This is a genomic window from Micromonospora sp. NPDC005979, from assembly GCF_040614415.1.
Classification (GTDB): Bacteria; Actinomycetota; Actinomycetes; order Mycobacteriales; family Micromonosporaceae; genus Micromonospora.
Genome location: NZ_JBEXUR010000004.1, coordinates 221244 through 245774, shown reverse-complemented (window position 1 = coordinate 245774; position 24531 = coordinate 221244). Strand labels below are relative to the sequence as shown.

Here is a 24531-nt window from a genome sequence, read left to right as displayed (position 1 = left end):
GATCGGCCACGCATCGACGGACAAGCAATTATGCCGCGCACCGTGATCCATTAACCGGTGGGGCCCGAAAGGCCGATTCCGAACGTCCCTATGCTGGGCGGGCAGTACGCCTGTCCGGCCGGTTGGTGGAGTTCGGACCGGACGTTGATTAACCCCGGGGGGAAGGCAACACGATGACCGATGTCGCCACACGCACCTGGGATGGCATGACCATCCCGATCGCCGGCACCTACCGCCTCGATCAGGCGCACAAGCGGATCGGTTTCCTGTCCCGGCACATGATGGTGAGCCCCGTGCGCGGCGAGTTCGCCGAGGCGACCGCGGAGATCACGGTCGGGGAGGATCCGCTGCGCTCCGGGGTGACCGCCACGATCGCGTCGGCGAGCATCTCCACCGGGAGCGCCGACCGGGACACCCACCTGAAAAGCGCCGACTTCCTCGACGTGGAGCGTTATCCCACTCTCGAATATCGAAGCACGGGCATCACGTGGCAGAGCAACGACGACCCGATTTTCTACTGGGCGCGTCTGCGCAACCACAAACTCGGCGGACGAGGCAGAAGTCACAATCCTCCGCCGCAGTCCGAGCCCAATCGTTTTGTGCTCGCCGGTGAGTTGACGGTGAAGGGAATCACCCGCGCGGTGAACCTACAGGTGAATTTCGGCGGCGCGCGGCAGGATCCGTACGGGCAGAACATCTTCGGATTCAGCGCGACCGCCGAGATCAACCGTGAGGACTACGGCCTGCTCTGGAACGTCGCCTTGGAGAGCGGCGGCGTCCTCGTCGGCAAGACCGTGCAGATCGAGATCGCCGGTGAGGCCATCCACCAGGCGTGACCGGTCGGGTCAGGCGCCGACGCGGCGCAGCAGACCCTCCTGGACGGCGCTGGCGATCTGCCGGCCGTCCGTGGTGAACATCCGACCGGTCGCCAGCCCTCGCGCGCCGGACGCCGACGGGCTCCAGCAGTCGTAGAGGAACCACTCGTCGGCGCGGAACGGCCGGTGGAACCACAGCGCGTGGTCCAGGCTCGCGCCGACCACGCCGCCCGGCCCCCACACCTCGCCGTGCACGGAGAGCACCGAGTCCAGCAGGGTCAGGTCGGAGGCGTACGTGAGCGCGCACGCGTGCAGCAGCGGGTCGTCGGGCAACTTGCCGTCGATGCGCATCCAGACCCGCTGGTGCGGGTCGGCCGGGCGGTTGCCGGGGCGGACCCAGCCGGGCTCCCCCACGTAGCGCACGTCGATCGGGCGGGGGATCTGCCCCCAGATGCCCAGGCGCTCGGGGTAGCGGGAGAGCCGGTCGGACATCGTCGGCACGTCCTGCGGCGGCGGCACGTCCAGCGGGGCGGGCGCCTGGTGGTCCAACCCCTCCTCGGCCCGCTGGAACGACGCCGACATGAAGAAGATCGGCTTGTCGTGCTGGAGCGCGACCGCGCGACGCACCGAGAACGACCGGCCGTCGCGGATGTTCTCCACCTGGTACTCGATCGGCTCGGCCGGATCGCCGGGGCGGACGAAGTAGCCGTGCAGCGAGTGCACGAAGCGCTCCGGGTCCACCGTGCGGCCGGCGGCGACCAGGGCCTGACCGGCAACCTGGCCGCCGTACACCCGCTGTGGACCGACCGGAGGGCTCATCCCCCGGAAGGTCATCTCACCGGTCGGGTCGAGGTCCAGCACCTCCAGCAGCTGGTCAACCGCCGCCTGGCCGACCGCGACCCGACCGTCGCTCACTGCAGCGCCCGCGCCGACGCCGCGTCGACCAGCGAGCCGAGCTGGTGCACGCGCAGCGTGTTGGTCGAGCCGGGGGTGCCGGGCGGGCTGCCCGCCACGATCACCACGTAGTCACCGGGGTTGGCCCGGTCGAGGCCGAGCAGCGCCTGGTCGACCTGGCGGAACATGTCGTCGGTGTGCTGCACGAACGGCATGAGGAAGGTCTCCACGCCCCAGGTGAGGGCGAGCTGGTCGCGCACCTCGGGGACCGGCGTGAAGGCCAGCAGCGGCAGGTCGCAGTGCAGGCGGGACAGCCGTCGCACGGTGTCGCCGGTCTGCGAGAACGCGACGAGCGCCTTGGCGTTGATGGCCCGGGCGATCGACGAGGCGGCCACGGTGAGCGCGCCGCCGTGCGTACGCGGATCGTGCTGCAGGCGCGGCACCCCGATCGAGCCGGCTTCGGTGGTCGTCACGATCTTGGCCATGGTGCTGACGGTGAGCACCGGATACTTGCCCACGCTGGTCTCGCCGGAGAGCATGACCGCGTCCGCGCCGTCGAGCACCGCGTTGGCCACGTCCGAGGCCTCCGCCCGGGTGGGACGGGAGTTCTCGATCATGGAGTCGAGCATCTGGGTGGCCACGATGACCGGCTTGGCGTTCTCCCGGCACAGCTGCACGGCGCGCTTCTGCACCAGCGGGACCTCGTCCAGCGGCATCTCGACACCGAGGTCGCCACGGGCGACCATCACGCCGTCGAAGGCCAGCACGATGGCCTCGAGGTGCTCCACGGCCTCCGGCTTCTCGACCTTGGCGAGCACCGGGCGGAAGACGCCCTCCTCGGCCATGATGTTGTGCACGAGCTTGATGTCCTCGGCCGAGCGCACGAAGGAGAGCGCCACCAGGTCGACACCGAGGCCCAGGGAGAAACGCAGGTCCTCGGCGTCCTTGTCCGACATGGCGGGCACGCTGACCGCCACGTTCGGCAGCGAGACGCCCTTGTTGTTGGAGACCGGGCCGCCCTCGGTGACGAGACAGCGGATGTCGTTGCCGGTGACGTCGGTGACCTCGACGGCGACCCGACCGTCGTCGATCAGCAGCCGGTCGCCGGGCTTCACCTCGTGCGGCAGCTTCGTGTAGGTGCAGGAGACCCGCTCCTTGGTGCCGAGGATGTCGTCGCCGGTGATCACGACCGAGTCACCGGTGCGCCACTCGTGCGGGCCGTCGGCGAACTTGCCGAGCCGGATCTTGGGGCCCTGCAGGTCGGCGAGGACGGCGACGGGCTTGCCCGCTGCCTCCGACGCCTCCCGGACCAGGCGGTAGACCGCCTCGTGGTCCTCGTGGCTGCCGTGGCTGAAGTTGAGCCTCGCCACGTTCATGCCGGCCTCGACGAGACCCCGGATGCGCTCCGGGGACGAGGTGGCGGGTCCAAGAGTGCAGACGATCTTCGCGCGGCGTGTCACGCCCATCAGGCTAGTCTCTCCTTCAGGTCGGACTCGGGGCCGACCCCTTGCAGGCAGCGGAACAGGTGTCCAACGACGCGTGGCACGCGTCGGGCCGGCGGGCGCAAGCGCACCGGAACGTTGTGGCGACGGGCAACGGCGACCGCGCGCCGGGAATCGTACGCCTCCGCGCGGAGCCGGTGTCGGGCCGCTCCCGGCGACGGCCCTCTCCGACGCCCCGAGCGGGCACGGCGGTGAGCAGGTCACGCGGGTCGTGCGCCGCCTGGACGGCCGGGGACGGCCGGTCCACGCCGTACGCGCGACGGTAACACCGGCGCCGGCCCCGACGCCGTCACCGGCCTGACACCCGTCGCTGGCCGGACGGTCAGTTACCGGCCTTGACCAGCGGGAACTCCAGCGAGCCGGCCGGGCAGAGGAAGGTCAACACGTCCACCCGGTAGAGGCCGGCCTGCACCGCCGGGTCGGCCTCCAACACGCTGCGCACGTCCTCGACGCTGCCGGTGCGGGCCAGCCCGAAGCCGATCGGCGGCTCCGGCGTACGGGCCGGGCCGTCCACCGAGCCGGAGACCAGGATGATCCCGCTGCGCTGCAACGCCCGCATGTGCTCGGCGTGCTCGGCCTGCAACCGCTGCACGGTCTCCGGAGGCAGGGCCCGTCCGGCCGCGCCGGGATAGATCACGATGCACTCGTACGTGTCGAGCGCGAAGTCGACCTGCGGCACCTGCGGCATGGCCCTCCCTCCGCCGTCGCGCCGGACCGGTCCGACGCCGACCGCCCGAGCCGGCGTCACCGGCACGCGCCCAGCCTCGCACGCCGCAAGGGGCGGTACCCGTCGCTCCGCGCAACTCCCCCAGGTCGGTCCCCGGGACGGACGGCATCCGGACACGGGCACGTGGGCGCACCCGGTGTGATCACCGGCTACGGTGGACGGTCCAGGTGTCGGTGGCGGGAGGTCGGGATGAGTGACGACGGGCCGACGCCGAGCCCCCTGTCGTACGCCGAGGTGACCGACGAGGCGTACGCCACGCGGGCCGCGGCGGACTTCCGGGCCCAGGAGTTCGAGTTCGCGGTGGTGCTCAGCGGGCGGTGCCCCCGCTGCGGCCACGCGAGCGCCACCACGCTCGTCGACGAGGTCTACCGCAAGGACGCCGCGACGCCCGACCCGGGCTACCGGACCCTGCTGTGCGAGTGCGAGGTCGAGCACCCGGGGTGCCCCGCCGGGCTGCGGGGCTGCGGGGCGTACTGGACGCTGTGGCTGGAGGTCGAGGCATGATCCGTCTCCGTCCCGGCCCGCCCGCGACCGTGGCCGACCTGCGCGGCGCGCAGCAGCTCGCCGGACTGCTGCGCGGTGAGCTGGAACGGGTACGCGCGGCGGCGCTGGCCTGGCGCAACGGCCTGGGTGGCCTGCTGGTGGCGCTGGTCGGGTTCAGCCTGATCCGGGGTCGCTCCGACGTGACCACCCTCGCCGCGGGTTGGGGCGCGCTGGTCGGGTTGCTGCTGCTCGCCGCGCTGGCCGCGGGCGTGGCCGGAGCGCTCGCGCTGCTCCGCGCGGCACACGGGCCGCTGACGGTGACCCCGGTGGCGGCTCTCCCGCCGGCCCCGCTCGGTGACCACCGGGAGGCGATGGCGGCGGTCCGGTCCCTGCGCATCGGGGTGGGGCTGGTGCTGCTGTGCACGACGCTGCTGGTCGCGGCCGTCGGCGTGACCTGGTACGCGCCCGGCCGCTGATCCCCCTCCGGTCATTGGCGCCTCCGGCGCTCAGGGGCCCAGGTGGGCGTAGCCGGCCCAGGTGTCCGGGTGGTCGGGTAGGGCGGCGCGCAGGCGGCGGACCGCGGCGTGCAGGGCCACGGCCGCGCGGTCCGGAGCGATCCCCGCGCTGACCGCCAACCCGTCGTACAGGTCGGCGCAGAGCCGCACCGTCAGCGCGTCCGAGACGGACCACAACGCGCCGATGACGTGCCGGAAGCCGGCCAGTTGGAAGGCCGTGCCGAGGGTGAGCGCCTCGTCCGGCAGGGCCGCACCGCCGCGTACCGTCTCGCAGGCGGAGAGGACGGCCAGCGCGGCCGGCCGCCCCGCCGGCCGCCACAGGTCGCGGACGCTGAGCGCGCCGCCCGCCAGTTCGAGGCGTCCCCGGGTCGGGAAGCGCAGGTCCTGCGTACCGTGGCAGGACAGGTGCGCGACGGGCTGCTCGGGCAGGGCGTCGAGCACCGTCGCCGGGCTGGCCACCGGGCCGATGAGCGAACGCACCCGGCTGAGGTGCCGTCGGACGACCTCCTCCTCGCGCGTCACGCCGGGCAGGTCGGCCAGGCCGGGCGTCTGTGGCATGCCGACGAAGAGCGCCGCGTCGACCGGTCCGGGAGGTGTCGGTCCGCCCCGGCGGGCGTGCGTCAGCGCCCGGAGCGAGGCCGTGTAGGACGGCACCACCCGGTCGAGCAGCCCGTCGCCGCCGTCGGACGGGCCGGCCGCGTGCAGTGGCAGGAGGGTGAGCACGCCCGTGGGGCACCACCACAGCCGGGGCCAGCCGCCGTCCGTCGGCTCGGCGTCGGCGGCCGGCGGGGTGGGCAGAGCCACCTCGAGGACGGGTACGGCGATGACGCGCCACAGCCAGTCCAGGGTCTGGGCGACCTCGGCACGGGCCAGCGCGTGTCGACGTCGTACCTGCGGCGGGGGAACGTCGGCCGCCGAGGGCCCGGTGAGCACCGCGATCGCGCCCAGGAAGCCCGCCGTACGGACGATCAGTTCGGTCAGGGTCAGCTCGGGCAGCGGCACGACGGTGACCCGGCCGTTGGCGACGACCAGCGCGTCGCAGCGCCGGTCGGCGACGTTCACCAGCACCACGGGTCCGTTCACGGCGGCCCGGGCCAGCTCGTCGAAGGGCGGCGGGCGGAGGAAGTCGGCGAAGCCGGGCCGGTCGCGGATCTCGGCCAGCAGGTGGCGGCGGCGGGTGGCGAGGTCGTACCGCTGCTCCGGCGTCGCTCCGGTCGCGGCGACCGACCCGTCACGTCCCCACGTGTCCGGCGACACCACCTGGGCCGGCGGCCGCGACCCGAAGCCGTCGAGGGCGGCTTGGAGGTCGGCGAGGCGGTCGGCGAGGCGGGGCGCCCGGGCGCGGAGCGCGGCCAGGTCCGCGCCCGCGTCGTGGGCGCGGGTGAGCAGGACTCCCCGGCCGTATTCGAGCAGCTCGACCGCGCGCTCCGGGCGGTCCAGGGCGATGGCGACCGCCGCGGCGTCGCTGGCCAGTCCGGGGAAGCGTGCGAGCAGGCGGGTCTGGTCGTCGGGGTCCATCCCGTGCCAGGCCACCAGGTCGATCAGCTCGATGGCGGTGGTGTACCCGTCGAGCGCGGCCGGCAGGTCGCCCGCCTGGGCGGCGTGTGCCGCGTACCGGCTGGCGGCTGTCGCCCGCAGCAGCGACGGCGCGGACTCGACGTGGGCGGCGGCGCGCAGCGCGGCGGTCGCCTCGACCAGCGCGCGGGAACCATCCGCGTCGACCTCGGCGACCCGTTCCAGAGCGGTGGCCAGGTTGCTCAGGCACATGGCGCGGGCGGGATGCTCGGGGGTCAGCTCGTCGACCGCCTTCCGGTAGGCGGTCAACATGGCGCTGGCGTCGGCGTCGGCGTGGCCGGCCTGGTGGCGCAGCAGGAGAGCGTTGCCGAGGTTCGTGAGGATCCGGTGCCGGTCCGCGTCGGCCGACGGCCGCCGGCTCAGCCGATCGAGCAGCCGGACCGCCTCGTCCAGCGCCGGCAGGTCGCCGTTGAGGCGGTGCCGCAGCAGGTGGGCCAGCGCGTGGGTGCCGACCGTCTGGGCGTACTCGGTGGGGTCGGCCTCCCGCTCGGCCAGCTCGGCGGCCTCGCGCAGGGCGGCCACGGCGGTGTCGGAGTCCTCGGCGACGCCGGCCGCGACCTCGTCGGCGGTCCGGCCGTCGGCGGGCAGCGCGCCGTCGAGGAAGAGTTCGACCCGGCGATTCAGCGCGGAGCCGTGGTTGGTCAGCGCCGGCAGGCGGTCCGGGTGCCCGGTCGGCGTCGATTCGACCACCTGCGCCAGCACCTGGATCGCCTCGGTCAGGGTCGCCAGGTCCTGCGTCGAGGCGAACAGCGCCTGGAGCACCAGGCCCAGGTTGGAGCGGTAGCGGGGCAGGGACGCGTCGTCCGGCGCCGCGGCGGCCACGGCCGATCGCAGGGCGACCGCGGCCGGCTCCAGCAGCGCCGGCTCGCCGGCCAGGTCGGAGAGTTCGCGCAGGGTGTTGCCGAGGTTGTTGAGCACGTGCGGGCGCAGCGGGTCGGTACGGGGCAGCAGCCGTTCCGCCTCGGTCAGCGCGTCGCGGCCGGCGCGCAGCGCGCTCACCCCGCCGAGGTCGGCGTGGCCCAGGGCGAGCGCGTGGCCGAGGTCGGCGAGCCAATGCGCCCGCTGGACGGGGTCCCGGGCGGAGGCCACGCTGGCGCGCAGCACCCGTACCGCCTCGGTGATGTCGTCGGCGCGTCGCCGCCGCTCGTACCGGCTCACCAGCAGGCCGGCCGCGACGTGGCGCAGGTCGTCGCCGTCCGTCCCGTCGGGCGTCGGCCCGGACGCGGCGGCGGCCCGGTACGCGCCGGTCGCCGCGTCGAGGTCGGCCGGGTCGGCGGCACTGTGGTGCCGCTCGGCGAGCAGGGTGGCGAGCCCGAACTGGGCGGTGCTGGCCAGTTCCGGGTCGAGGCCACCGAACCCGGTCAAGGCCGACCGGTACGCCTCGATGGCGGTGTCCCGGTCGGCGGGCGTCCGGTCGCGCGCGAACCGCTCCGCGAGCGCGGCGCCGTGCAGCGCGGCGGCCCGGGGGTCGGCGCTGTCCCGGGCGGCGGCGAAGGAGTCGACGGCCTCGTCGAGGTCACCCGGCCGCCGGTGCAGCCGCCACCGGTCGCGCAGCCGTTGGCCGAGGTTCATCCGCGCCATCGTGCGCACCGGCGTGCCCGGCGCGGCGGCCCGGACCGCGTCCCGCAGCGCGGTGATCGCCTCGTCCAGCGCGACCGGGTCGCGGTCGACCTCGTACGTGTCGCCCAGCACGTTGCCGAGGTTGAACAGCCGCACGGGACGTTCCGGGTCGCCGACGGCGGTCGCCTCCAGGCTCTCCCGGTGCGCCTCGACGGCCCCCGCCAGGGCCCGCCGACGGCCGAGATGCTGGAACTGGTCGCGGTGGACCTTGCCGAGGGCGGACAGGTAGTGCAGGCGTTCGGGCGCTCCGGCCGGCGTACCGGCCAGCGCCTGCCGCAGCAGCGCCTCGGCCTGGTCGGCGGCCCGGTAGTCGCGGCTGGTCTCGGCGGCGGCCATCAACAGGACGGCCTCGACGTACCGGGCACTCGCCGTTCCGTCGCGGGCGGTGGTGTCCGCTCGGGCGGGACGGGGGCGCGGCGGCCGGCCCGCCTCTGCGGGAGCGGGCCGGGAGCGCAGCAGCTCCAGTAACGGCGGCGGCACCCGTTCCGGCGCGAAGCGCAGCAGAAACTCGGTGAGCCGCAACGCCTGGTCGAGGTCGTCGGCGTCCTCACCCGACGGCAGTAGCTGGTAGCGGTACCAGTGCAGGCCGGCCAGGAGCGACACGCCCTCGGCGATCCGCTCGGGCAGCGGCCCGTCCGGGGACGTCGCGGTCACCAGGTCGGCGACGGCCTCCGCGTCGCGGATCGCGCCGGAGTCGAGGACCGCCCGCCGGTCGCCGGTGGCCCCGAAACGTTCCAGCCGCTCCCGTAGCCGCCCGATCGGGTCGGGTCTGAACCGTCGCCACATCGCGCCTCCCCCGCGCCGGCCGCGCCGACTCGGATCAGGCGTAGCAGACCGGACACGGAGAGCGCTAGCCGTCACCGTGTCCCGGCACACAATCGGGCGGCCGCGGCATGACCGCCGGATCCCGGGGGACGATCACCACGCGGCGGAGTGTCGTCCTGCCCCCGCCACGGCGAAAGACGATGAAGGATGTGCGTATGGCGACCGACATCAGTAAGCAGCCCGCGAAGGCGTCCGGCACGTACCGGATCGGGGGTGACATCACGGTCAACCGCCTCGGCTACGGGGCGATGCAGATCACCGGCCCGGGCGTGTGGGGCGATCCGAAGGACCCGGCCGAGGCGGTACGGGTGCTGCGTCGGGCGATCGAGCTGGGCGTGACGTTCATCGACACCGCCGACTCGTACGGGCCGTTCGTGTCCGAGATGCTGATCCGCGAGGCGCTGCACCCGTACGCCGACGACCTGGTCATCGCGACCAAGGCCGGGTTCACCCGGGCCGGACCGGGCGACTGGCGGGTGGTGGGCCGCCCGGAGTACCTGCGCCAGCAGTGCGAGCTGAGCCTGCGGCACCTGGGCCTGGACAGCATCCCGCTGTACCAGCTGCACCGGATCGACCCGCAGGTCCCGCTCGCCGACCAGCTCGGCGAGCTGGCGCTGCTGAAGCAGGAAGGCAAGATCCAGCACATCGGGCTGTCCGAGGTCAGCGTGGAGCAGATCGAGCAGTCGCGGGCGATCACCGAGATCGTCTCCGTGCAGAACCTGTACAACCTCGCCAACCGCAGCGCCGAGGACGTGCTCGACTACTGCGAGCGCAACGAGATGGCGTTCATCCCGTGGTTCCCGATCGCCACCGGGGAGCTGGCCCGGCCGGGCGGCCCGCTGGACGCGATCTCCAACGCGCACGGCGCGTCGCCCGCGCAGCTCGCGTTGGCCTGGTTGCTGCGTCGGTCGCCGGTGATGCTGCCGATTCCGGGCACGTCGTCGGTGGCGCACCTCGAGGAGAACGTGGGCGCCGCCGACGTACGGCTCACCGACGACGAGTTCGAGGCGTTGGCCAAGGCGAGCTGAGCGCCCCGAACCCCGAACGCCAACTGTCCGGACGCCGCCGGTTCACTCGGCGGCGTCCGGGCCGATCTCGCGGGCGGCGCGCAGCGCCTCGGTGGCCTGGGCGGCGCGCAGCGCCTCGGTGGCCTGGGCCAGCAGACGGGCCGAGTCGGTGCGCCCGCTGACCTGCAACTCGACCTCGGTGTCCCCGGACTGGATCCGGATGCTCGCCTCCGTACGCTGCTGGTCCACCCAGGACTGCAACAGGTTGAACAGCCCCGGCAGCAACCCCTGGGCCAACACCGCGATGATCACGGCGTCACTGAAGCCGGGCCGTCCCCCGCCACCGCCGGCCGCCCGGACCATGGGCCGGTACTCCGGGCGGCGGTGGATCCAGGTCAGCAGGTCGACGGCCGCGGGCTGCCGTTGTCGGGGATTGATGGTCAGCCGGACGGGCAGCCGCGCGGCGGCGTCGCTGTCGGTCACGGTGGGTCTCCCGGTCAGTCGGAGGCGGGCTGGAAGGTGACGGCGTCCCCGTCGGCGGTGGCGAGACCCGCGACGGTCAGCGCGCTGTCGTCGCTGAACGGTGAGCTGGTGCCGAAGTACGTGGTGGTGCCGCTGACCTGCACCCGGCCCTGACCCTCCACCGGAGTGGACACCCGGGCGGTGCTCGGCCCGTTCAGTTCGACGGCGACCTTCGGGTACTCCAGGATCTTCCAGGTGACCTTCTGCGCCGACCCGCCGTAGTAGCGGAACGGGCAGCCCGGCGGTGCGGCGACCGTCTGCTTGGCGCACTCGTCCAACCAGGCGCGTACCCGGGTCTGGACGGCCTCGACCGCCGTCGGCTTGAGCACCGGGGCCAGTTCCAGGATCGCCGAGCCCTCCCCCGGGTCGACCAGCAGGGTCTCGGCCGGCGTCTCGCTCAGCGCGCTGGACGGGCCGGTCGCCGTGTACAGGCCGGGCAGCAGCACCAGCGGCGGACCCTCGGTGGCGACCGGTAGCTCCACCCCGTTGAGGCGTACGCCCGGCTCGGCGATCGACGAGTCGAGCGGGATCGGCCCACCGGCCAACCGCCAGCCGTGGAACAGACCGGCGGTGGTCTCCTCCTCGCGCCGCAGGGTGAGGGTGGCCGTCTTCGGCGCGTCACCCAGCCGGTACGCCACCGTGGCGGTGGCCGTGTCGTCGTCGCGATCCAGGGAGGTGATCTCGACGTCGGTCGGTGGCTGGTAGCCCTTGCCGCGCAGCAGTTGGGCGAGCAGCTTGTGGTCGGTGCCGTCGCCGGAGTCGGCGAGGTGGTCGAGCGCGGCCTCGCTGTCCCGGTCGGCGAGGGCGGAGAAGAATCCGTCCACCGTCGCCTGGGGGCGGAAGAACGCCCACTGCACCACGCTCAGCCCGCTGGCGCCGAGGCAGGCGACGAGGGCGAGGATGCCCACCAGCAGCCAGGTGCGGCGGGTGCCGACCGGACCGCTGTGGCCGAACAGCCGCTCGGCGGTGACCGACGCGGCGACGTCGGCGGGCACGCCGGCCTGGGCGGGCGCACCGGTGACCGACGCCCGCTCCAACGCGTCGAGCCGCAGCTCGTGCGGCGGGTGGGTGGCGCAGACCGCCTCGTCCCAGCCGCTGCGCCCGCTCTCGAAGGAGAGCCGCCGCTCCAGGATGCGCCGCAACCCGTCGACGTGCCCGGTCAGCACCGCGCCCAGGTCGGCCCGGTACTCGGCGGCCCGCACGTCGCGGGCGTGCAGGGGCAGCACCACGTACCGCATGGTGAGCAGCACCGGCCAGAAGAACAGGAACACCACGAAGTTGGTGGCCGGGTGCGGGAACGTCCGCATCAGCCAGGTGGGCAGGGCGTGGGCGAGGGTGAGCGGCAGGCCGACGCCGCGGACGAAGGCGCTGGTGATCTCGTCCCCGGTGCGCCAGTGCACCAGCTCGTGGCTGAGCAGCGCCGCGACCTCGTCGTCCGGCTCGCCGAGCACGGCGGTGGTGACCACCACGTGCCGGGCGTACGTGCGGGCGTTGCTCAGGACCGGGTCGTCCTCCATGAGCAACCGCGGCACGTTGGGTAGGCCGAGTCGTCGCGCGCAGTCGTCCAGCAGCGGACGCAGTCGTGCGGTCTCGCGGCGGCTGGGCTGGCGCGCGCCGGACACCACCAGCAGGCTCGGCTCGAGCAGCACCCGGTACAGCGTGTAGACCACGCCGATCAACGCCGCCGCGACGACGGTGCCGATCAGGCCGGTGAGCAGCGCGAGAGGCTCGTCCGCGACGGACAGCCAGGGCAGCACCAGCACGGCGAGGAAACCGGCGAGGAATCCGACCGCGAAGCCGGCCACGCCGCCCAGCATTCCGCCGGAGCGGCTGAGGAACGCGTCCAGCAGCGAGCCGATCAGCGGCGCGTCGCGCAGCGCCGTCGGGATCTGGTCTCCCGCGCTGGTGCCTCCGGCGAAGAGGCCGACGGCGGCGAAGCTGAGACCGCCCCAGAACGCCAGGAGCAGCGCGATCGGCAGGTAGAACCAGGTGGCGACGAACGCGCCGAGCACTCCCCGCCAGTCCCGCAGGATTCCGGCGCGCAGCCAGACCAGCGCGTTCGGGTAACCCGGTGGCCGGTCGGCGAACCCGCCGGTGGGCGGTGGCGGCTCGGCGGCCGGGGGTTCGGCGGCCCGGACGTCGAGCTGCGGCACTGTCGGCGGTGTGCTCTCCGGCGGCACACGCTGCGGCTCGGTCATGCCTGCTGCTCCCTCTCGACGGGTGGCGTCCACTGTCGGGAGTGGACGGCCGGAGCAGGTTATCGAGGACGTCTGATGTCTGCCACACCGTTTCCCAGGATCGTCACGCAACCGACACTCGTCGTCGCGGGCAGGGTGCGGCGGTCCCTCAAGGACCGCCGCACCGAAGGGCTCAGACCGCGAGGCAGTTGGGTCGCACCGGGCCGTCGACCAGGGCGCCGCGCACGATGGTGTACGCCGTGCCGTCCAGCACCAGACCCAGGTGCCCCACCACCCGCAGCGGGCAGTACGACTGGATGAGCACGTTCGTCGCGCCGTCGTCGACGACGGCGTTGCCGGTCGGCCGCACCAGTTCGTCCTGGAGTGTGCGGATGGTGGTGTAGCGCACCGAGCCGGGGGTGTCGTCGCCGGAGTTGAGGTCGGCGAGGAACGCCGAACCGATGGTCATCTGCTGGCAGGCGACGATGCCCGCGCAGCTACCGAGGCCGAGGAACGCCACGATGTTGGCGACGTACGTGCCGTACTGGGGTGTGCCCAGGCTGACGTACCGGCCGACGGTGGCGGTGCCGCCGAGCCGTTTGAGGTAGTAGCGGCTGACCAGCCCGCCCTCGGAGTGGGCGACGACGTCGACGCTCGCCGCGCCGGTGCTGGCGCGCACCTGCTCGACGTACCCGGCGAACGCGCGGGCCGAGGCGGGTATGTCACCGAGGCCCAGCCCGGGTAGCTGGTAGATGAAGGTCCGGTAGCCGTCGGCGCGCAGCCGGGCGGCGATCGGCTCGTACGCGACGGCGACGCCGCTGAGCCCGCCGACCACGATGACGGGGTTGGCGGCGACAGCGGTGGTCATGGCCGGGGCGACGGGGGCGGCGGTCGCGGTTCCCGCCGAGGCGAGGAGGGCGGCGGTGGCCAGGGACACGACGAGGACGGTCTTTCGGAGCAGCATGGCTGCACCTCCGGGGGGAGGCGCCCGACGATCCGGGCAGGTGGGTGGGGGTGTCCGGTCGACCGTGCGACGATGATGCCCGCAACAATTCGGCAACGTCAATGACTTGTTACGCGCCGGTAACCCGTTGTCCCGTCGACGGCGCAAACCGGCAAATCGGTCGCACTCCACAGCGGACACCGAGCGCACCCGCACACCCCCGCCCCTCGACGACCGGTGGCATGCTGTGGCCGTGGTCGCCGACGAACCCCCCGATCGCCAGTTGCGGGTGATGCCCTGGTGGCTGGTCCTGGTCGGCCTGCTGCTCGCCGCCGCCCTGGGCTGGCTGGTGCTCGGCCTGCTGCTCACCGAGGCCGACCGGGCCGTCCAGCCGGACACCCGGGCGACGCTGCGCATCGACGCGATCCGCACCGGCCTGACCGTCGTCGCCGGCACCGGCGGTGGGCTGGCCCTGCTGCTGGCCGCCCGCCGACAGTGGATCGCCGAGCGGGCCCAGCGCCACCAGGAGGCCGTCGCCGCCCGCGACCAGGCGCACCGGGACCGGGTACAGGCACACGCCGAGTCGGTGGCCGAGGCAGCGCAGCGCCAGCAGGACCGGCAGTCGACGGCCGCCGAACACGACGCGGCCGAACGTCGGTTGACCGAGCTCTACACCCGTGCGGTCGAACTGCTCGGCAACGACAGCGCGGCGGTACGCCTCGGCGGGCTGCACGCGCTGGAGCGCCTCGGGCAGGACAATCCGTCCCAGCGGTCGACGATCGTGGCGGTGCTCTGCGCGTACCTGCGGATGTCGCCGCCGGACGACGAACCGCGCGAGACGGAGGTCCGGCGCACCGCGCAGCGGGTCCTGACCCGGCACCTGCGCGCCCAGGACGAGACGGAGTACTGGCCGGGCGTCATGCTGGACCTGACCGGCGCCGCACTGGTCGACCTCGACGCCGAGGGCTGCACGCTCGTCGACGCGACCTTCACCGGGGCGATGTTCACCGGCACGACCAGCTTCGCGGGCGCGACGACGAAAGGGCGCCTGTTGCTCGGCGCGGCGAGATTCGGCGACGTGGTGTTCGACAACGTCACGACCCTTGGCGAGATCGTGCTGGACGACATCCGCGTCCACGGCCCCGCGAGCTTCGACGGGGCCACGTTCACCGACGGTCTGTCCTGCCGGCGGTCCCATTTCGCCGGGCCGACCTCGTTCCGCCGGGTGACGTTCGGGCAGCCGACCAGCTTCGACGCGACCCGGTTCGAGGAGGCCGCCACCTTCCAGGAGGCGGTCTTCGACGGCGCGCTGTCGATGGAGCACACCAGGTTCGCCGGACCGGCCGCTTTCCACTCCGCCCGCTTCGCCCACATGGCGCTGTTCCGCTGGACGACCTTCGGTGTGGAGGCACTGTTCGACCGGGCCCGCTTCACCGACGCCGCGAACTTCGGCCGGGCCCGGTTCCACGGCATGGCCAGCTTTCGCGACACGCAGTTCAGCCGACCACCACAGGTCGAGCAGGCCCGCGCGGTCGTCGACAACGATCACCGGTGGCCGGCGGGCACGACGGTCAGACGCTTGGACGACGAGTGGCTGGTGCTGGTCGACGAGTGAGCCTCGTCAGCGGGAGTCGGCCGTCGGGCGCAACCCGTCGAGGGCCACACCGAGGACGCGGTCGCGCTGCTCGGGCGACGGGAACTGGGCCATCGTGAGCCCACTGATCAGCCGCACCACGTCGTCGAAACCGATGTCGTCGCGCACCACGCCGGCCGCCTGGGCGCGACGCATCAGCGGCTCGCCGGCGGCGTAGATCTCCGTCCGGCAGGTCCCGAAGATCTCCGAGTCGTGCAGCAACTGCTCGGCGAGCGCCCGTTTGGTGGCGACGTACGCGACGAAGCGGTGCAGCCACGCGACGAGGGCGTCCCACGGGGGCAGCTCGGCCAGGTCCTCGGCGGAGCGGCTGAGCGCCCGGACCTCCTCCACGTAGACGGCCTCGAAGAGGTGCCGCCGGGTCGGGAAGTTGCGGTAGAGGGTTCCGATGCCCACCCCGGCCCGGCGGGCCACGTCCTCCAGGGAGGCAGCCGCGCCGTTCTCGGCGAACGCGTCACGTGCCGCGGCGATCAGGGCGTCGTAGTTACGCCGCGCGTCGGCGCGCTTGGGCCGCTGCGCGAAGACCTCGGGCACCCCCGCGGTGGTCATGACGTGCGTCACCTCGTTCTGGTTGCATCCGGAGGCAACCCTCCGCTACCTTAGTGGAGGCACCCCTCCGGAACTCCCGGAGGCCTGCCTCCGGATAGCTTACCTCGGGACCCGCCCGATCCGCCTGGCCACCCGATCGCCCGGACCCGACAACCCGCCCGCCGCCGACGACGGGTGACAGACGCCTCCTTCCGTACCATTTCAGGAGTTTTCTCTCGTGGCAGTGACCTCCCGACGCGGCTCGCGTCGGCTCACCTTCACCGTGCTCGCGGCCGGCGCCGGATTCTTCGCGATGCTCCAGTCGCTGATCACCCCGGTGCTGCCGACCATCCAGCAGGACCTGCACACCTCCCAGAACACCGTGACCTGGGTCCTGACCGCCTACCTGCTCTCCGCCTCGATCTTCACGCCGATCCTCGGACGGGTCGGTGACATGGTCGGCAAGGAGCGGATGCTCGTCGTCTCGCTCGCCGCCCTCGCCCTCGGCTGCCTGGTGGCCGCCATCGCGCCGAACATCGGCGTGCTCATCGTCGCCCGGGTCGTGCAGGGCATCGGCGGCGCGGTCTTCCCGCTGTCGTTCGGCATCATCCGCGACGAGTTCCCCGCCGCCCGGGTCTCCGGCGCGGTTGCCGCCATCTCGGCGATCGTCGCCGCCGGCGGTGGCCTGGGCGTCGTGCTGGCCGGCCCGATCGTCACCGCGCTGGACTACCGGTGGCTGTTCTGGATCCCGCTGGTCGTGGTGGGGCTGACCGCCGTCGCCGCGTACCTGTTCATCCCCGAGTCCCCGGTGCGTACCCCGGGCCGGATCGACTGGCGGGCCACCCTGCTGCTCTCCGGCTGGCTGGTCGCGCTGCTCCTGCCGATCAGCCAGGGCGCGGCCTGGGGCTGGACCAGCACCCGGGTGCTCGGCCTACTCGCCCTCGCCGTGGTGCTGCTGGCCGGCTGGCTGACCGCCGAACTGCGCTCGGCCAACCCGCTGATCGACATGCGGATGATGCGCCTGCCCGGCGTCTGGACCACCAACCTGGTCGCCCTGCTCTACGGCGGATCGATGTTCTCCGTGTACGCGTTCCTGCCCCAGTTCGTGCAGACTCCGACCGCGGCCGGTTACGGCTTCGGCGCCAGCATCAGCCAGGCCGGTCTGCTCATGCTGCCGATGCTGGTCGCGATGTTCGTCGCGGGCATCCTCGCCGGCCGGCTCCAGGCCGTGTTCAGCGCCAAGGCGCAGCTCGCCACCGGCGCGGCGTTCAACGTGGCGGCGTCGGCGATGCTCGCCGCCGCGCACGCCACCCGCTGGGAGGTCGCCGTCGCCGGTGGCCTGGTCGGCCTCGGCATCGGCCTGGCCTTCGCGTCGATGGCCAACCTCATCGTCGCCAGCGTGCCCGCCAGCCAGACCGGCGTGGCGACCGGCATGAACGCCAACATCCGTACCATCGGCGGCGCGATCGGCGCGGCCGTGGTCAGCGGCGTGATCACCGCCCACCCGCAGGCCAGCGGCCTACCCCGGGAGGCCGGCTTCACGGCGGGGTTTCTCCTCCTCACGGCGATCGCCCTCGCCGCCGCGCTCGCGGCCCTCGCCGTCCCGTCCGCCCGGCGGGCGTCGGCCGGTCGCCGGCCGTCCGCCACGACGATCGTCGAGTCCGAACTAGGCGGCGAGTTCGCCACCATGCCGGCCACCCGCTGAGGCACGCGTCGCAGCCCGGGCGGTTCGCCGCCCGGGCTGCGCCGTGTGTCGGAGTACGCTGGCCGGTCGTCACCCGTCGTTCGTCAGGATGTGCCATGCCCGACCTGCTCACCGCCGACCGTATCGACGAGATCGGCGCTATCGGACCGACCAGCCCCGACCCGGCAGCGCTGGTCACCGAGCTGGTGAGCGCCGTCGACGAGGGCCGGGTCGCCGACCCCGCCGACACCGGGTACGCCCTGCTGGTCGCCGCCGACATCCTGGAGCAGGCGGGTGACCTGGCCGACGCGCTCGCCCTGGCCACCCGCGCCATCGCCGAACAGCCCGACGACAACACGTACGTCCGCGCCGTACGCGGCGGCCTGCTGCTGCGCCTCGGCCGAGTCGACGAGGGCCTGGCGGAGTTGTCCGAGCTGCGTCCGTTGCTGGAGACCGACCCCGACGGCGTGCACCTGGTCGACGAGTTGACCGAGTCCGGTCACGCCGAGACGGCGGTCGAGTGGCTCACCGCGGCACTCGACGCGATGGTGGACCGCAGCCGCACCCACCAGCACGAGTCCGAGGACGCCCAGGACACCGCCGCCGCAATGATCTACGGGTTGGCCCAGCGGCGGCACGACCTGCGCGAAGAGTTGGGCCTGCCGCACGACGAGCACGACAACCTCGCCGACCGGCTGCGCGCCGCCACAAGCCACGCCGCCGACGCCCTCGACGACGGTCCGGCGACGCTGCTGTTCTGGCCGAAGCCGGAGTTCGACGCGCTGCTGGCGCGCTGGCCGGCCCTGGCCGACAGCTATCCGAGCACCTGGGACGAGCACCGCGCCCAGATCGAGCGCGCCCTCGTCGACGCGTCCGGGCTCGGCGGCGGCGGCCTTGGTGTCGTGACGGGCAGCGTCGAAGCTCTGGCGGCCTTCGCGGGCACCGACACCATCGACGAGGAGACCCTCGACGAGTACGCCGACAGCCTCGACGACGCGGGCATCACCTCCTGGCCGCCGGGCCGCAACGACGCCTGCTGGTGCGGCTCGGGCACCAAGTACAAGAAGTGCTGCCTGCCCCGCTCACGGGCCTGACCGCCGCGCGGGCCTGACCGCCGCGCGGGCCTGACCGCCGCGCGGGCCTGATCTTCGCCGGGCCGTTGCGCGGCCGCTCGGTTTGCCGGGGAGCGATGTCTCCTGAGTCTCTGATGCCTGTGCGTCATCAAGATGACTCACCGGCATCACGCTCGCCCGTCCACCCCCACCCGACGGCCGCCCAGCACCCCACGATCGATCGATGGTGGCGATTACCGGCGATGGCTACGGTGACCGTGGAAACGCACCCACTCCATCGAGGAGGACCGCCGTGCGCCGTATCGCCACCACCATCGCCCTGCTCTGCATGTCCCTGTTCGCGCTGCTCGTACCGACACCGGCGAGCGCGGCCACCACCGTCGAGGTCACCTCGGCGAAACTGGTCGCACGCGGCGTCGCCGTCGACATCACCATCACCGTGACCTGCGAATCCGGTCGGAACGGCGGCGCAGAATTCAGTCTGCGGCAGCGCTCCGACAACCACGTCGCGTACGGCAGCGGCTGGGCGCCCGTCTACTGCACCGGGTCGGCGCAAGCCGTGACCGGCCGGGTCTACGCGGAGGCCGGAGGCTACGCCTTCAACCGGGGCATCGCGCTCGTCAACGGGGGCATCGAGCTGTGCACCGAGATCGACTGCGACTACTCGCCGCGCTTCGACGGCGAGATCCGCATCACCCGCTGACCGCCACCCGGAATGCTCGCGTCGCTAGCCGTTCGGTGAACGAGCCAGGCTAGCGACGCGTGGTCAGTTTCCCAGCGCGCGGACCTTGGCGATCGTCTCCTGGACGTGCTGCTTTGCCGGCTCGCCGCCCTGGGAGGCCTGCGCTAACGCCTGGCGGTACGCGTCGATCATGCCGACGAGAGGGCCGGCCGCCACGCCCTCCAGAGCGCCGGCCACGAGGGATCGCGCCTCGGCCGCATCCTGCGCCGCCGCCGCGGTCTTGGCCTTCGCCTCTTCGAGCTTCTGCGACGCCGCCGCCAACCTCGCGATGATCTGTGCTGCGCTCACGCGCGCCCTCCCCACGGTCGACCATCGCCTCCACCACCGCACCGGCGGAGACCACAAGGGAGCGTACGAGATCCGCGCACAGCGCGCGACCGCCCTATCGCCCGATCGTGAGCTGCGGGACGCCGCTCGCGGAGATCACTTGATGGTCACCAGTCCCCGCAGGCGCTCGACGAACTGGTACGCATCAAGTGATCAAGAGACGCCAGCCCGGCGCACCAGGACGGTGACTTTAGGACGAATCTGGCACTCTGGCGGGCGTCACGACGGGGAGGAAGGTACGCCGGGGTGGAAGCGCTGAGCCGCACGCAGCGGCCACTGGACCACGATCAGGTGCGTCGCTACGTGCAGGCGTCCTTCGGGGCGGGCCACGCGATGACGGATTGCGGGCCGATCACGGGAGGTGGCTTCGCGACGGTGTGGTGGGTGGCGCTCGACGACGGGCGCGAGGTGGTGCTGAAGGTCGCGCCCCGGCCCGACATACCGCTGCTGCGTTACGAGCAGGGCCTCTGCGCGGCCGAGGCGCGGTACCTCCGCCTGGTGTCCACCCACGCGCCGCAGGTGCCCGTGCCGCCGTTGCTGCACCACGGTGACGATCCGGACCTCGGCGAGTGGCTGGTCAGCGGCCGCATCCCCGGCTGTTCGCTGCGGGAGTGGGCAGAGTCGGAACAGCACCTCGACGACGCCCCGGCCCGGTACGAGTTCGGAGCCGCGATCGCCGCGCTGCACCGGGTCAGCGGCGACCGCTACGGGTACGACGGTGGCCGAGCGAGCGGCGCGACGTGGCGCGAGGCCTTCACCGGCATGCTCGACGGGCTGCTGGCCGACGCGGCGGACTGGGACGTGCCGCTGCCCACCTCGCCGGAGCGGATCCGGGAACTGCCCGAGCGGTACGCGTCGATACTGGACGAGGTACGCCGGCCGGCGCTGCTGCACTTCGACGGCTGGGACGGCAACGTGCTCGCCGAACCCGAACCCGAACCCGGAGCCGGAGCTGGACTCGGAGCCGGAGCCGGAGCCGGAGCCGACGGCAACCTGCACCTGCGCGGGATCGTCGACGGCGAACGGTTCCTCTTCGGCGACCCGCTGATGGACCTGGTGTCGCCCCTGATCTACCGGCGGGTCGAGGACGAACCGGACAACCCGTTCCTGCGGGGCTACCAGGCGGCCGCCAGCGATCCGGTGGTCTTCGACGATTCCACGCTGCGTCGGCTCAGCCTGTACCGCCTGCACCTGTACCTGTTGATGACGGTCGAGATGCCCAGCCGGGGAATCACCCGCCAGAATCGGCCCGACCGGTTCGAGCGACTGGCCGACCTGCTAAACCACGAGCTGACCGAGCTGCGGCGGGACGGGGTTCAGCGAAGGGCGCGGAACAGCACCAGGTAGGCGCAGTAGCCCAACGGCACCAGCAGGAAGCAGATCGCGAACCCGAGCGGCAGGTAACGCGGCGGCGTACCGGCGACCATGGCGGGCTTCCCCCACCGCCCCAACACCAGATAGCCCGCGAAGAACGCCAGCGCCGGCAGGCCCGCGCAGATCCACGCGCCGAGGGTGAAGCCGTCGACCAGCCCGATCCCGGAGGCGAGCACCAGCGTCAGCATGAACACCCCGGCCGCCGCCCCGCAGGCCGCGTAGACGGCGACGGCCCGCGCGAGCGGCGTCCACGTCGGCAGCAGCGTCGGCCGCTGGGCCAGCAGCTCGGCCTGCTGCCCGTGCCGGTCGGCCTCGTCGGCCATCCGCCGGGCCAACTCCAGCTCCACCACCGGGTCGACCGCCGCCGCGCGCTGCGTCGGCACCCCGCCGCCCGCCGGGCTCACCGCCGTCGGCAGCGCCAGCCGCGCCTGGCCTGCCGGCAGCTCGGGGTACGCCCCGACACCCGACCGCCCCGGCACGCCGGCTGCGCCGGCGGAATCCTCGTCTCCCGATCCGGGCCCGGCCGACGGGCCGGTCGCAGCCGACGGGCCGGCCGGGGCCCACGGGCTCGGCGCGGCCGGCGGGCCGTTCGCAGCCGATGGGCCGGGCGGGGCCGATGGGCTCGGCGGGGCCGATGGGCCGGGCGGAAATGGCGGGCCAGGCGGGGCCCAAGGGCTGCTCGGTGGGCCTGGCGGGGTCGACGGGCCGGGTGGGGCAGCGGAGGCCTCGGGCGTCGGTGGCTGGTCGACGCCGATCGCGCGACCGAGCTGGTCGAGACGCTGCCCCTGGGCGGTCAGCCGCTGGTGCAGGTAATCGGCGGCGGCGTGCAGGTCGCGGCGGCGCGCGGATTCGGCGGCGGCGTCCCGCTCATCGGCGCGGCGGTGCTCGGCGAGCTGTCGGGCCAGCGCCGCGTACTCCTCGAAGGACACCGTCAGCGCTCCCCGTCCGGCTCGTGCCCTTCGCGGGCGAACGGCACGATCAGCCTGGTCCGCTGGTCGTGCCGGTCGACCAGCAGCGCCCGGTCGGCGCGGGGCGTGTACGCCAGGTCGTGCACGCCGAGGTGCAGGGCCAGTTCCGCGCCGGGCACGTTGAGCGCGACGAGGCAGGCGACGTCGTCGCGGTTCTGGGTGCCGCCGAGGTCGTCGGAGAGCCGGCGCAGGCCACGCCACCAGCCCAGCAGGTGCACGCCCTGGGCGGGCCCCTGGCGCAGCACGGCCCGCAGGTCGTCCAGGCCGGAGCGGAACGTCACCGGGTCGGCCGCACCGAGTACCGGCGCGGCGGCGTCCATCCCGAACACCACCAGGTATTCCCGGCCGGCCGGCTCGGCGGCCAACGCGGCGATCCGGTCGCGCAGCCCGGCCGCGTCGAGGCGGTGCACCTGATGACCGGCGGCCCGCAGCGTGGCCTCGGTCTCGGCGGCGACCGGGTCGGCGGCGGTGACCAGGGAGGCCACCTGGAACCGGACGTCACCGGGAGTGTGTTGACGGGCCAGGCTCAGCGCGGCGGCGCGCAGCACGTCCGCGCCGGCCGGTGCGGTGCCGACGACGGCGAGGTGCCGGCCGGGGGTGGTGTCCATGAGGAACAGCGCGGTGGTGCCGTGCACGTCGACGGTCCGGCCGACCAGCGCCATGGGGCGTCGGCCACCGGGACGCAGCCCGGCGAAGGTGGGATCGTCCTCGACACGGGCCGCCTCGTACCCCTTGAAGACCGCCGGTGCCCGCGAGCCCGGCGGCCGGGCCTGCCACAGCTCGTGGCGCAGCGCGGCGAGGTCCCCGGCGGCGGCGTGCGCGTCGGGGAAGCGCACGACGGTGTCGGCGCCGACCGCGCCGGCGGCGGTGTTGATGACGGCGGCGCCGATGGGTAGGGCCGCGGCGGCATCGTTGAGCTGGTCGAGGACGCCGCCACCGCCGGGCAACGCCACCCGCAGGGCGAACTGCCCGAAGATCGCCTCCGCCCGACCGTAGAGCGCCTCGATCCCGGTCATGCTCTGGCTGGCCAGCACCAGGTGGATGCCGTACGAGCGGCCCTTGCGGGCCAGCTCCTCCAGCAGGTCGACCGATTCGCGGGCCAGGGCGTCGTTGCCGGCCAGGAGCACGTGGAACTCGTCGATGACGGCCACGATGCGCGGCAACGGGCTGTCTCTTGGCAGGTCGGCGAGCTTGGTGACGCCGTGCCGCTTCAACGCGGTGGCCCGCCGCTGTGCCTCGCGGCGCAACTCCCGCAGCACTGCCAGGCCGTACTCGCGGTCGGACTCGATGCCGACCGCGCGGGCGTGCGGCAGCCAGGACGGGTCGCGGCCGGTGGGCACGAACTCGCTGAAGCTCACGCCCTCCTTGAAGTCGAGCAGGTAGAGCTGCAAGTCTGCGGGCGAGTACCGCGCGGCCAACCCGTACAGGACGTCGAGGAGGAAGACCGTCTTGCCCGCGCCGGTCCGCCCGCCGACCAGCCAGTGCGGGGTGACATCGTCGAAGGCGACCGTCAGCGGCGTGGCGCCGGCCCGGCCGACGACGGTGCGCAGGCCGTTGGCCGAGGACTCGGCCCAGCGCCGCTCGGGCAGCAGCGCGGCGAAGGGCAGCGCGTCGGCGCGGCGGGCGGCGGCGCCGACGTGCTCGGCGAGCGCGCGGACCGAGGCCGGCGGCGGGTCGCCGTCGAGCAGCACGGGGGCGGCGAGGCCGCTGCCGTCGGCGCTGAACGGGGCGCCGGGCGGGTCGCCGACGTGCGCGTACCCGTCGCTGAGCCGGATGGCGGTGGTGCTGCCCAGCGGCGGCGACGTCTCGCCGGGCAGCCGGGACGGATGGCCGGCGAGGAGCACGCAGACGGCGGCGGCCGGACCGGCGTGGGTGAGCGCGGCGAGTCGGGCCAGCTCGCGTGGCGCGGGCGCGGCGGTGGCGACGACCAGCAGTAACTGCCGGGTGGTGGGCTCGGCGTGCTGGGCGGCGCGGGCGTGCCGTTCGGCGGCGTCCAGCAGGGCGGTCACCTCGGCCTCGCTGGTGGCCGACGGGTCGAGCACTCCGGCGTCGAGCAGCGGGCGCAGCGGGCCGAAGGTCGCGCCCAGCGCGGCGGTGTCGATGCCGGCGACCCGGACCCGGCCGGGCGGCGCGGTGGCCACGAGCCGCAGCACCACCGCCCGCAGCAACGCGGCGACCCGCCCGTCCCGGGCGTCGGTGTCCAGTGCCAGGTGGTGGCCGCCGCCGAGTGGCACCAGCACGGCGAAGCCGCCGTCCTCGGTGGAGGCCTCGCCGACGCGAACCGCGACCGGGTCGTCGGTCAGGGTGGCGACGCCGGGAGTCGGTGTGGCCAGTGCGCCACCGAGGCGCGCGAGCCGGGCGACGAGGTCGGCCCCACCGGCGCGGGGCGTCGAAGGCGGCGTCGCGCCGAGCACGGCCCGGGCCGCGTCCAGATGGGTACGGGCCGCCCGGTGGGCGGTGACCGCCTGCCCGTACGCCGACGCGAGCCTGCCCACCCATCGCCTCCCACGCCACGGCCGTCCGGTTCGCGCAAACCCTAACGGACAGCGGTGACGCCGGGACAGCAACCGACCCCCGCT

The 24531-nt window shown here is 73.6% G+C and carries 20 protein-coding genes; 9 read left to right on the top strand and 11 right to left on the bottom strand.

Annotated elements, in window-relative coordinates; genetic code table 11:
- The first annotated feature begins 173 nt into the window (after positions 1-173).
- The gene (locus ABZ272_RS10015; RefSeq protein WP_355049536.1) at positions 174-836 is read left to right on the top strand and encodes a YceI family protein; all 663 of its coding nucleotides are present in this window, start codon (positions 174-176) and stop codon (positions 834-836) included.
- Positions 837-845: 9 nt separating this feature from the next.
- Here ABZ272_RS10015 and ABZ272_RS10010 read toward each other — a convergent pair whose 3' ends face one another.
- The 3 genes from ABZ272_RS10010 to ABZ272_RS10000 all read right to left on the bottom strand — a co-directional run bounded on the left by ABZ272_RS10010 (position 846) and on the right by ABZ272_RS10000 (position 3899).
- Complete coding sequence (locus ABZ272_RS10010) at positions 846-1730, bottom strand: acyl-CoA thioesterase II (protein WP_355049535.1); 885 nt, start codon at positions 1728-1730, stop codon at positions 846-848.
- Positions 1727-3175 carry a pyruvate kinase gene (pyk, locus tag ABZ272_RS10005; RefSeq protein WP_355049534.1) on the bottom strand — a complete coding sequence of 483 codons (1449 nt, stop codon included), beginning with the start codon at positions 3173-3175 and terminating at the stop codon, positions 1727-1729. The genes ABZ272_RS10010 and pyk overlap by 4 nt, the downstream gene beginning before the upstream one ends.
- Positions 3176-3533: 358 nt before the next feature.
- Positions 3534-3899 (bottom strand): YciI family protein, encoded by a 366-nt coding sequence (locus ABZ272_RS10000; protein ID WP_355049533.1) that lies wholly within the window; start codon positions 3897-3899, stop codon positions 3534-3536.
- 228 nt (positions 3900-4127) lie between these two features.
- On the opposite strand from ABZ272_RS10000, the gene ABZ272_RS09995 reads away from it, so the two are divergent.
- Positions 4128-4442, top strand: coding sequence for a hypothetical protein (locus ABZ272_RS09995; RefSeq protein WP_355049532.1), 315 nt, complete (start codon positions 4128-4130; stop codon positions 4440-4442).
- Entirely contained in the window at positions 4439-4897 is a 459-nt protein-coding gene (locus ABZ272_RS09990) for a hypothetical protein (RefSeq protein ID WP_355049531.1), read from the top strand. Before ABZ272_RS09995 ends, ABZ272_RS09990 begins: the two co-directional genes overlap by 4 nt.
- Positions 4898-4927: 30 nt before the next feature.
- Here ABZ272_RS09990 and ABZ272_RS09985 read toward each other — a convergent pair whose 3' ends face one another.
- The gene (locus ABZ272_RS09985) at positions 4928-8917 is read right to left on the bottom strand and encodes a CHAT domain-containing protein (RefSeq protein WP_355049530.1); all 3990 of its coding nucleotides are present in this window, start codon (positions 8915-8917) and stop codon (positions 4928-4930) included.
- 194 nt (positions 8918-9111) lie between these two features.
- Between ABZ272_RS09985 and ABZ272_RS09980 the strand changes: the two genes are divergently transcribed.
- Positions 9112-9984 carry an aldo/keto reductase gene (locus ABZ272_RS09980; RefSeq protein ID WP_355049529.1) on the top strand — a complete coding sequence of 291 codons (873 nt, stop codon included), beginning with the start codon at positions 9112-9114 and terminating at the stop codon, positions 9982-9984.
- A 42-nt stretch (positions 9985-10026) separates the two neighbouring features.
- Here the strand turns inward: ABZ272_RS09980 and ABZ272_RS09975 are convergent, their stop codons facing one another.
- From ABZ272_RS09975 to ABZ272_RS09965, 3 genes are all read right to left on the bottom strand, one after another.
- The gene (locus ABZ272_RS09975) at positions 10027-10446 is read right to left on the bottom strand and encodes a hypothetical protein (protein WP_355049528.1); all 420 of its coding nucleotides are present in this window, start codon (positions 10444-10446) and stop codon (positions 10027-10029) included.
- Positions 10447-10460: 14 nt separating this feature from the next.
- Positions 10461-12683 (bottom strand): M48 family metalloprotease, encoded by a 2223-nt coding sequence (locus ABZ272_RS09970; RefSeq protein WP_355049527.1) that lies wholly within the window; start codon positions 12681-12683, stop codon positions 10461-10463.
- 172 nt (positions 12684-12855) lie between these two features.
- On the bottom strand, positions 12856-13626 hold the full coding sequence (locus ABZ272_RS09965) for an alpha/beta fold hydrolase (protein WP_355049526.1): 771 nt from the start codon (positions 13624-13626) through the stop codon (positions 12856-12858).
- A gap of 232 nt (positions 13627-13858) precedes the next feature.
- Between ABZ272_RS09965 and ABZ272_RS09960 the strand changes: the two genes are divergently transcribed.
- Positions 13859-15220, top strand: a complete 1362-nt coding sequence (locus tag ABZ272_RS09960; RefSeq protein ID WP_355049525.1) for a pentapeptide repeat-containing protein — start codon at positions 13859-13861, stop codon at positions 15218-15220.
- 6 nt (positions 15221-15226) lie between these two features.
- Here the strand turns inward: ABZ272_RS09960 and ABZ272_RS09955 are convergent, their stop codons facing one another.
- Positions 15227-15805: a helix-turn-helix domain-containing protein gene (locus ABZ272_RS09955; RefSeq protein ID WP_355049524.1), complete on the bottom strand. Its 579-nt coding sequence runs from the start codon at positions 15803-15805 to the stop codon at positions 15227-15229.
- Between the two features lie 217 nt (positions 15806-16022).
- On the opposite strand from ABZ272_RS09955, the gene ABZ272_RS09950 reads away from it, so the two are divergent.
- The 3 genes from ABZ272_RS09950 (at position 16023) to ABZ272_RS09940 (ending at position 19244) form a co-directional block, all read left to right on the top strand.
- Positions 16023-17489 carry an MFS transporter gene (locus tag ABZ272_RS09950; protein ID WP_355049523.1) on the top strand — a complete coding sequence of 489 codons (1467 nt, stop codon included), beginning with the start codon at positions 16023-16025 and terminating at the stop codon, positions 17487-17489.
- A gap of 95 nt (positions 17490-17584) precedes the next feature.
- Entirely contained in the window at positions 17585-18562 is a 978-nt protein-coding gene (locus ABZ272_RS09945) for an SEC-C domain-containing protein (RefSeq protein ID WP_355049522.1), read from the top strand.
- A gap of 271 nt (positions 18563-18833) precedes the next feature.
- Positions 18834-19244, top strand: a complete 411-nt coding sequence (locus tag ABZ272_RS09940; RefSeq protein WP_355049521.1) for a hypothetical protein — start codon at positions 18834-18836, stop codon at positions 19242-19244.
- A 63-nt stretch (positions 19245-19307) separates the two neighbouring features.
- Here ABZ272_RS09940 and ABZ272_RS09935 read toward each other — a convergent pair whose 3' ends face one another.
- Positions 19308-19571 carry a DUF6244 family protein gene (locus ABZ272_RS09935; RefSeq protein WP_355049520.1) on the bottom strand — a complete coding sequence of 88 codons (264 nt, stop codon included), beginning with the start codon at positions 19569-19571 and terminating at the stop codon, positions 19308-19310.
- A gap of 285 nt (positions 19572-19856) precedes the next feature.
- Here ABZ272_RS09935 and ABZ272_RS09930 point away from each other — a divergent pair, with 285 nt between their 5' ends.
- Positions 19857-20957 carry an aminoglycoside phosphotransferase family protein gene (locus tag ABZ272_RS09930; RefSeq protein ID WP_355049519.1) on the top strand — a complete coding sequence of 367 codons (1101 nt, stop codon included), beginning with the start codon at positions 19857-19859 and terminating at the stop codon, positions 20955-20957.
- Here the strand turns inward: ABZ272_RS09930 and ABZ272_RS09925 are convergent.
- Both ABZ272_RS09925 and ABZ272_RS09920 read right to left on the bottom strand, forming a co-directional pair.
- A complete protein-coding gene (locus tag ABZ272_RS09925) occupies positions 20927-21913 on the bottom strand; it encodes a hypothetical protein (RefSeq protein WP_355049518.1) in 987 nt (328 codons plus the stop codon). The genes ABZ272_RS09930 and ABZ272_RS09925 overlap by 31 nt on opposite strands.
- 2 nt (positions 21914-21915) lie before the next feature.
- Positions 21916-24447, bottom strand: coding sequence for an FtsK/SpoIIIE domain-containing protein (locus ABZ272_RS09920; protein ID WP_355049517.1), 2532 nt, complete (start codon positions 24445-24447; stop codon positions 21916-21918).
- Positions 24448-24531: the final 84 nt, after the last annotated feature.

Bases quoted from the DNA above. Each gene is read 5' to 3' on its own strand.
- ABZ272_RS10015 (WP_355049536.1), top strand. From the start codon at position 174: ATGACCGATGTCGCCACACGCACCTGGGATGGCATGACCATCCCGATC.
- pyk (WP_355049534.1), bottom strand. From the start codon at position 3,175: ATGGGCGTGACACGCCGCGCGAAGATCGTCTGCACTCTTGGACCCGCC.
- ABZ272_RS10000 (WP_355049533.1), bottom strand. From the start codon at position 3,899: ATGCCGCAGGTGCCGCAGGTCGACTTCGCGCTCGACACGTACGAGTGC.
- ABZ272_RS09995 (WP_355049532.1), top strand. From the start codon at position 4,128: ATGAGTGACGACGGGCCGACGCCGAGCCCCCTGTCGTACGCCGAGGTG.
- ABZ272_RS09990 (WP_355049531.1), top strand. From the start codon at position 4,439: ATGATCCGTCTCCGTCCCGGCCCGCCCGCGACCGTGGCCGACCTGCGC.
- ABZ272_RS09985 (WP_355049530.1), bottom strand. From the start codon at position 8,917: ATGTGGCGACGGTTCAGACCCGACCCGATCGGGCGGCTACGGGAGCGG.
- ABZ272_RS09980 (WP_355049529.1), top strand. From the start codon at position 9,112: ATGGCGACCGACATCAGTAAGCAGCCCGCGAAGGCGTCCGGCACGTAC.
- ABZ272_RS09970 (WP_355049527.1), bottom strand. From the start codon at position 12,683: ATGACCGAGCCGCAGCGTGTGCCGCCGGAGAGCACACCGCCGACAGTG.
- ABZ272_RS09965 (WP_355049526.1), bottom strand. From the start codon at position 13,626: ATGCTGCTCCGAAAGACCGTCCTCGTCGTGTCCCTGGCCACCGCCGCC.
- ABZ272_RS09955 (WP_355049524.1), bottom strand. From the start codon at position 15,805: ATGACCACCGCGGGGGTGCCCGAGGTCTTCGCGCAGCGGCCCAAGCGC.
- ABZ272_RS09945 (WP_355049522.1), top strand. From the start codon at position 17,585: ATGCCCGACCTGCTCACCGCCGACCGTATCGACGAGATCGGCGCTATC.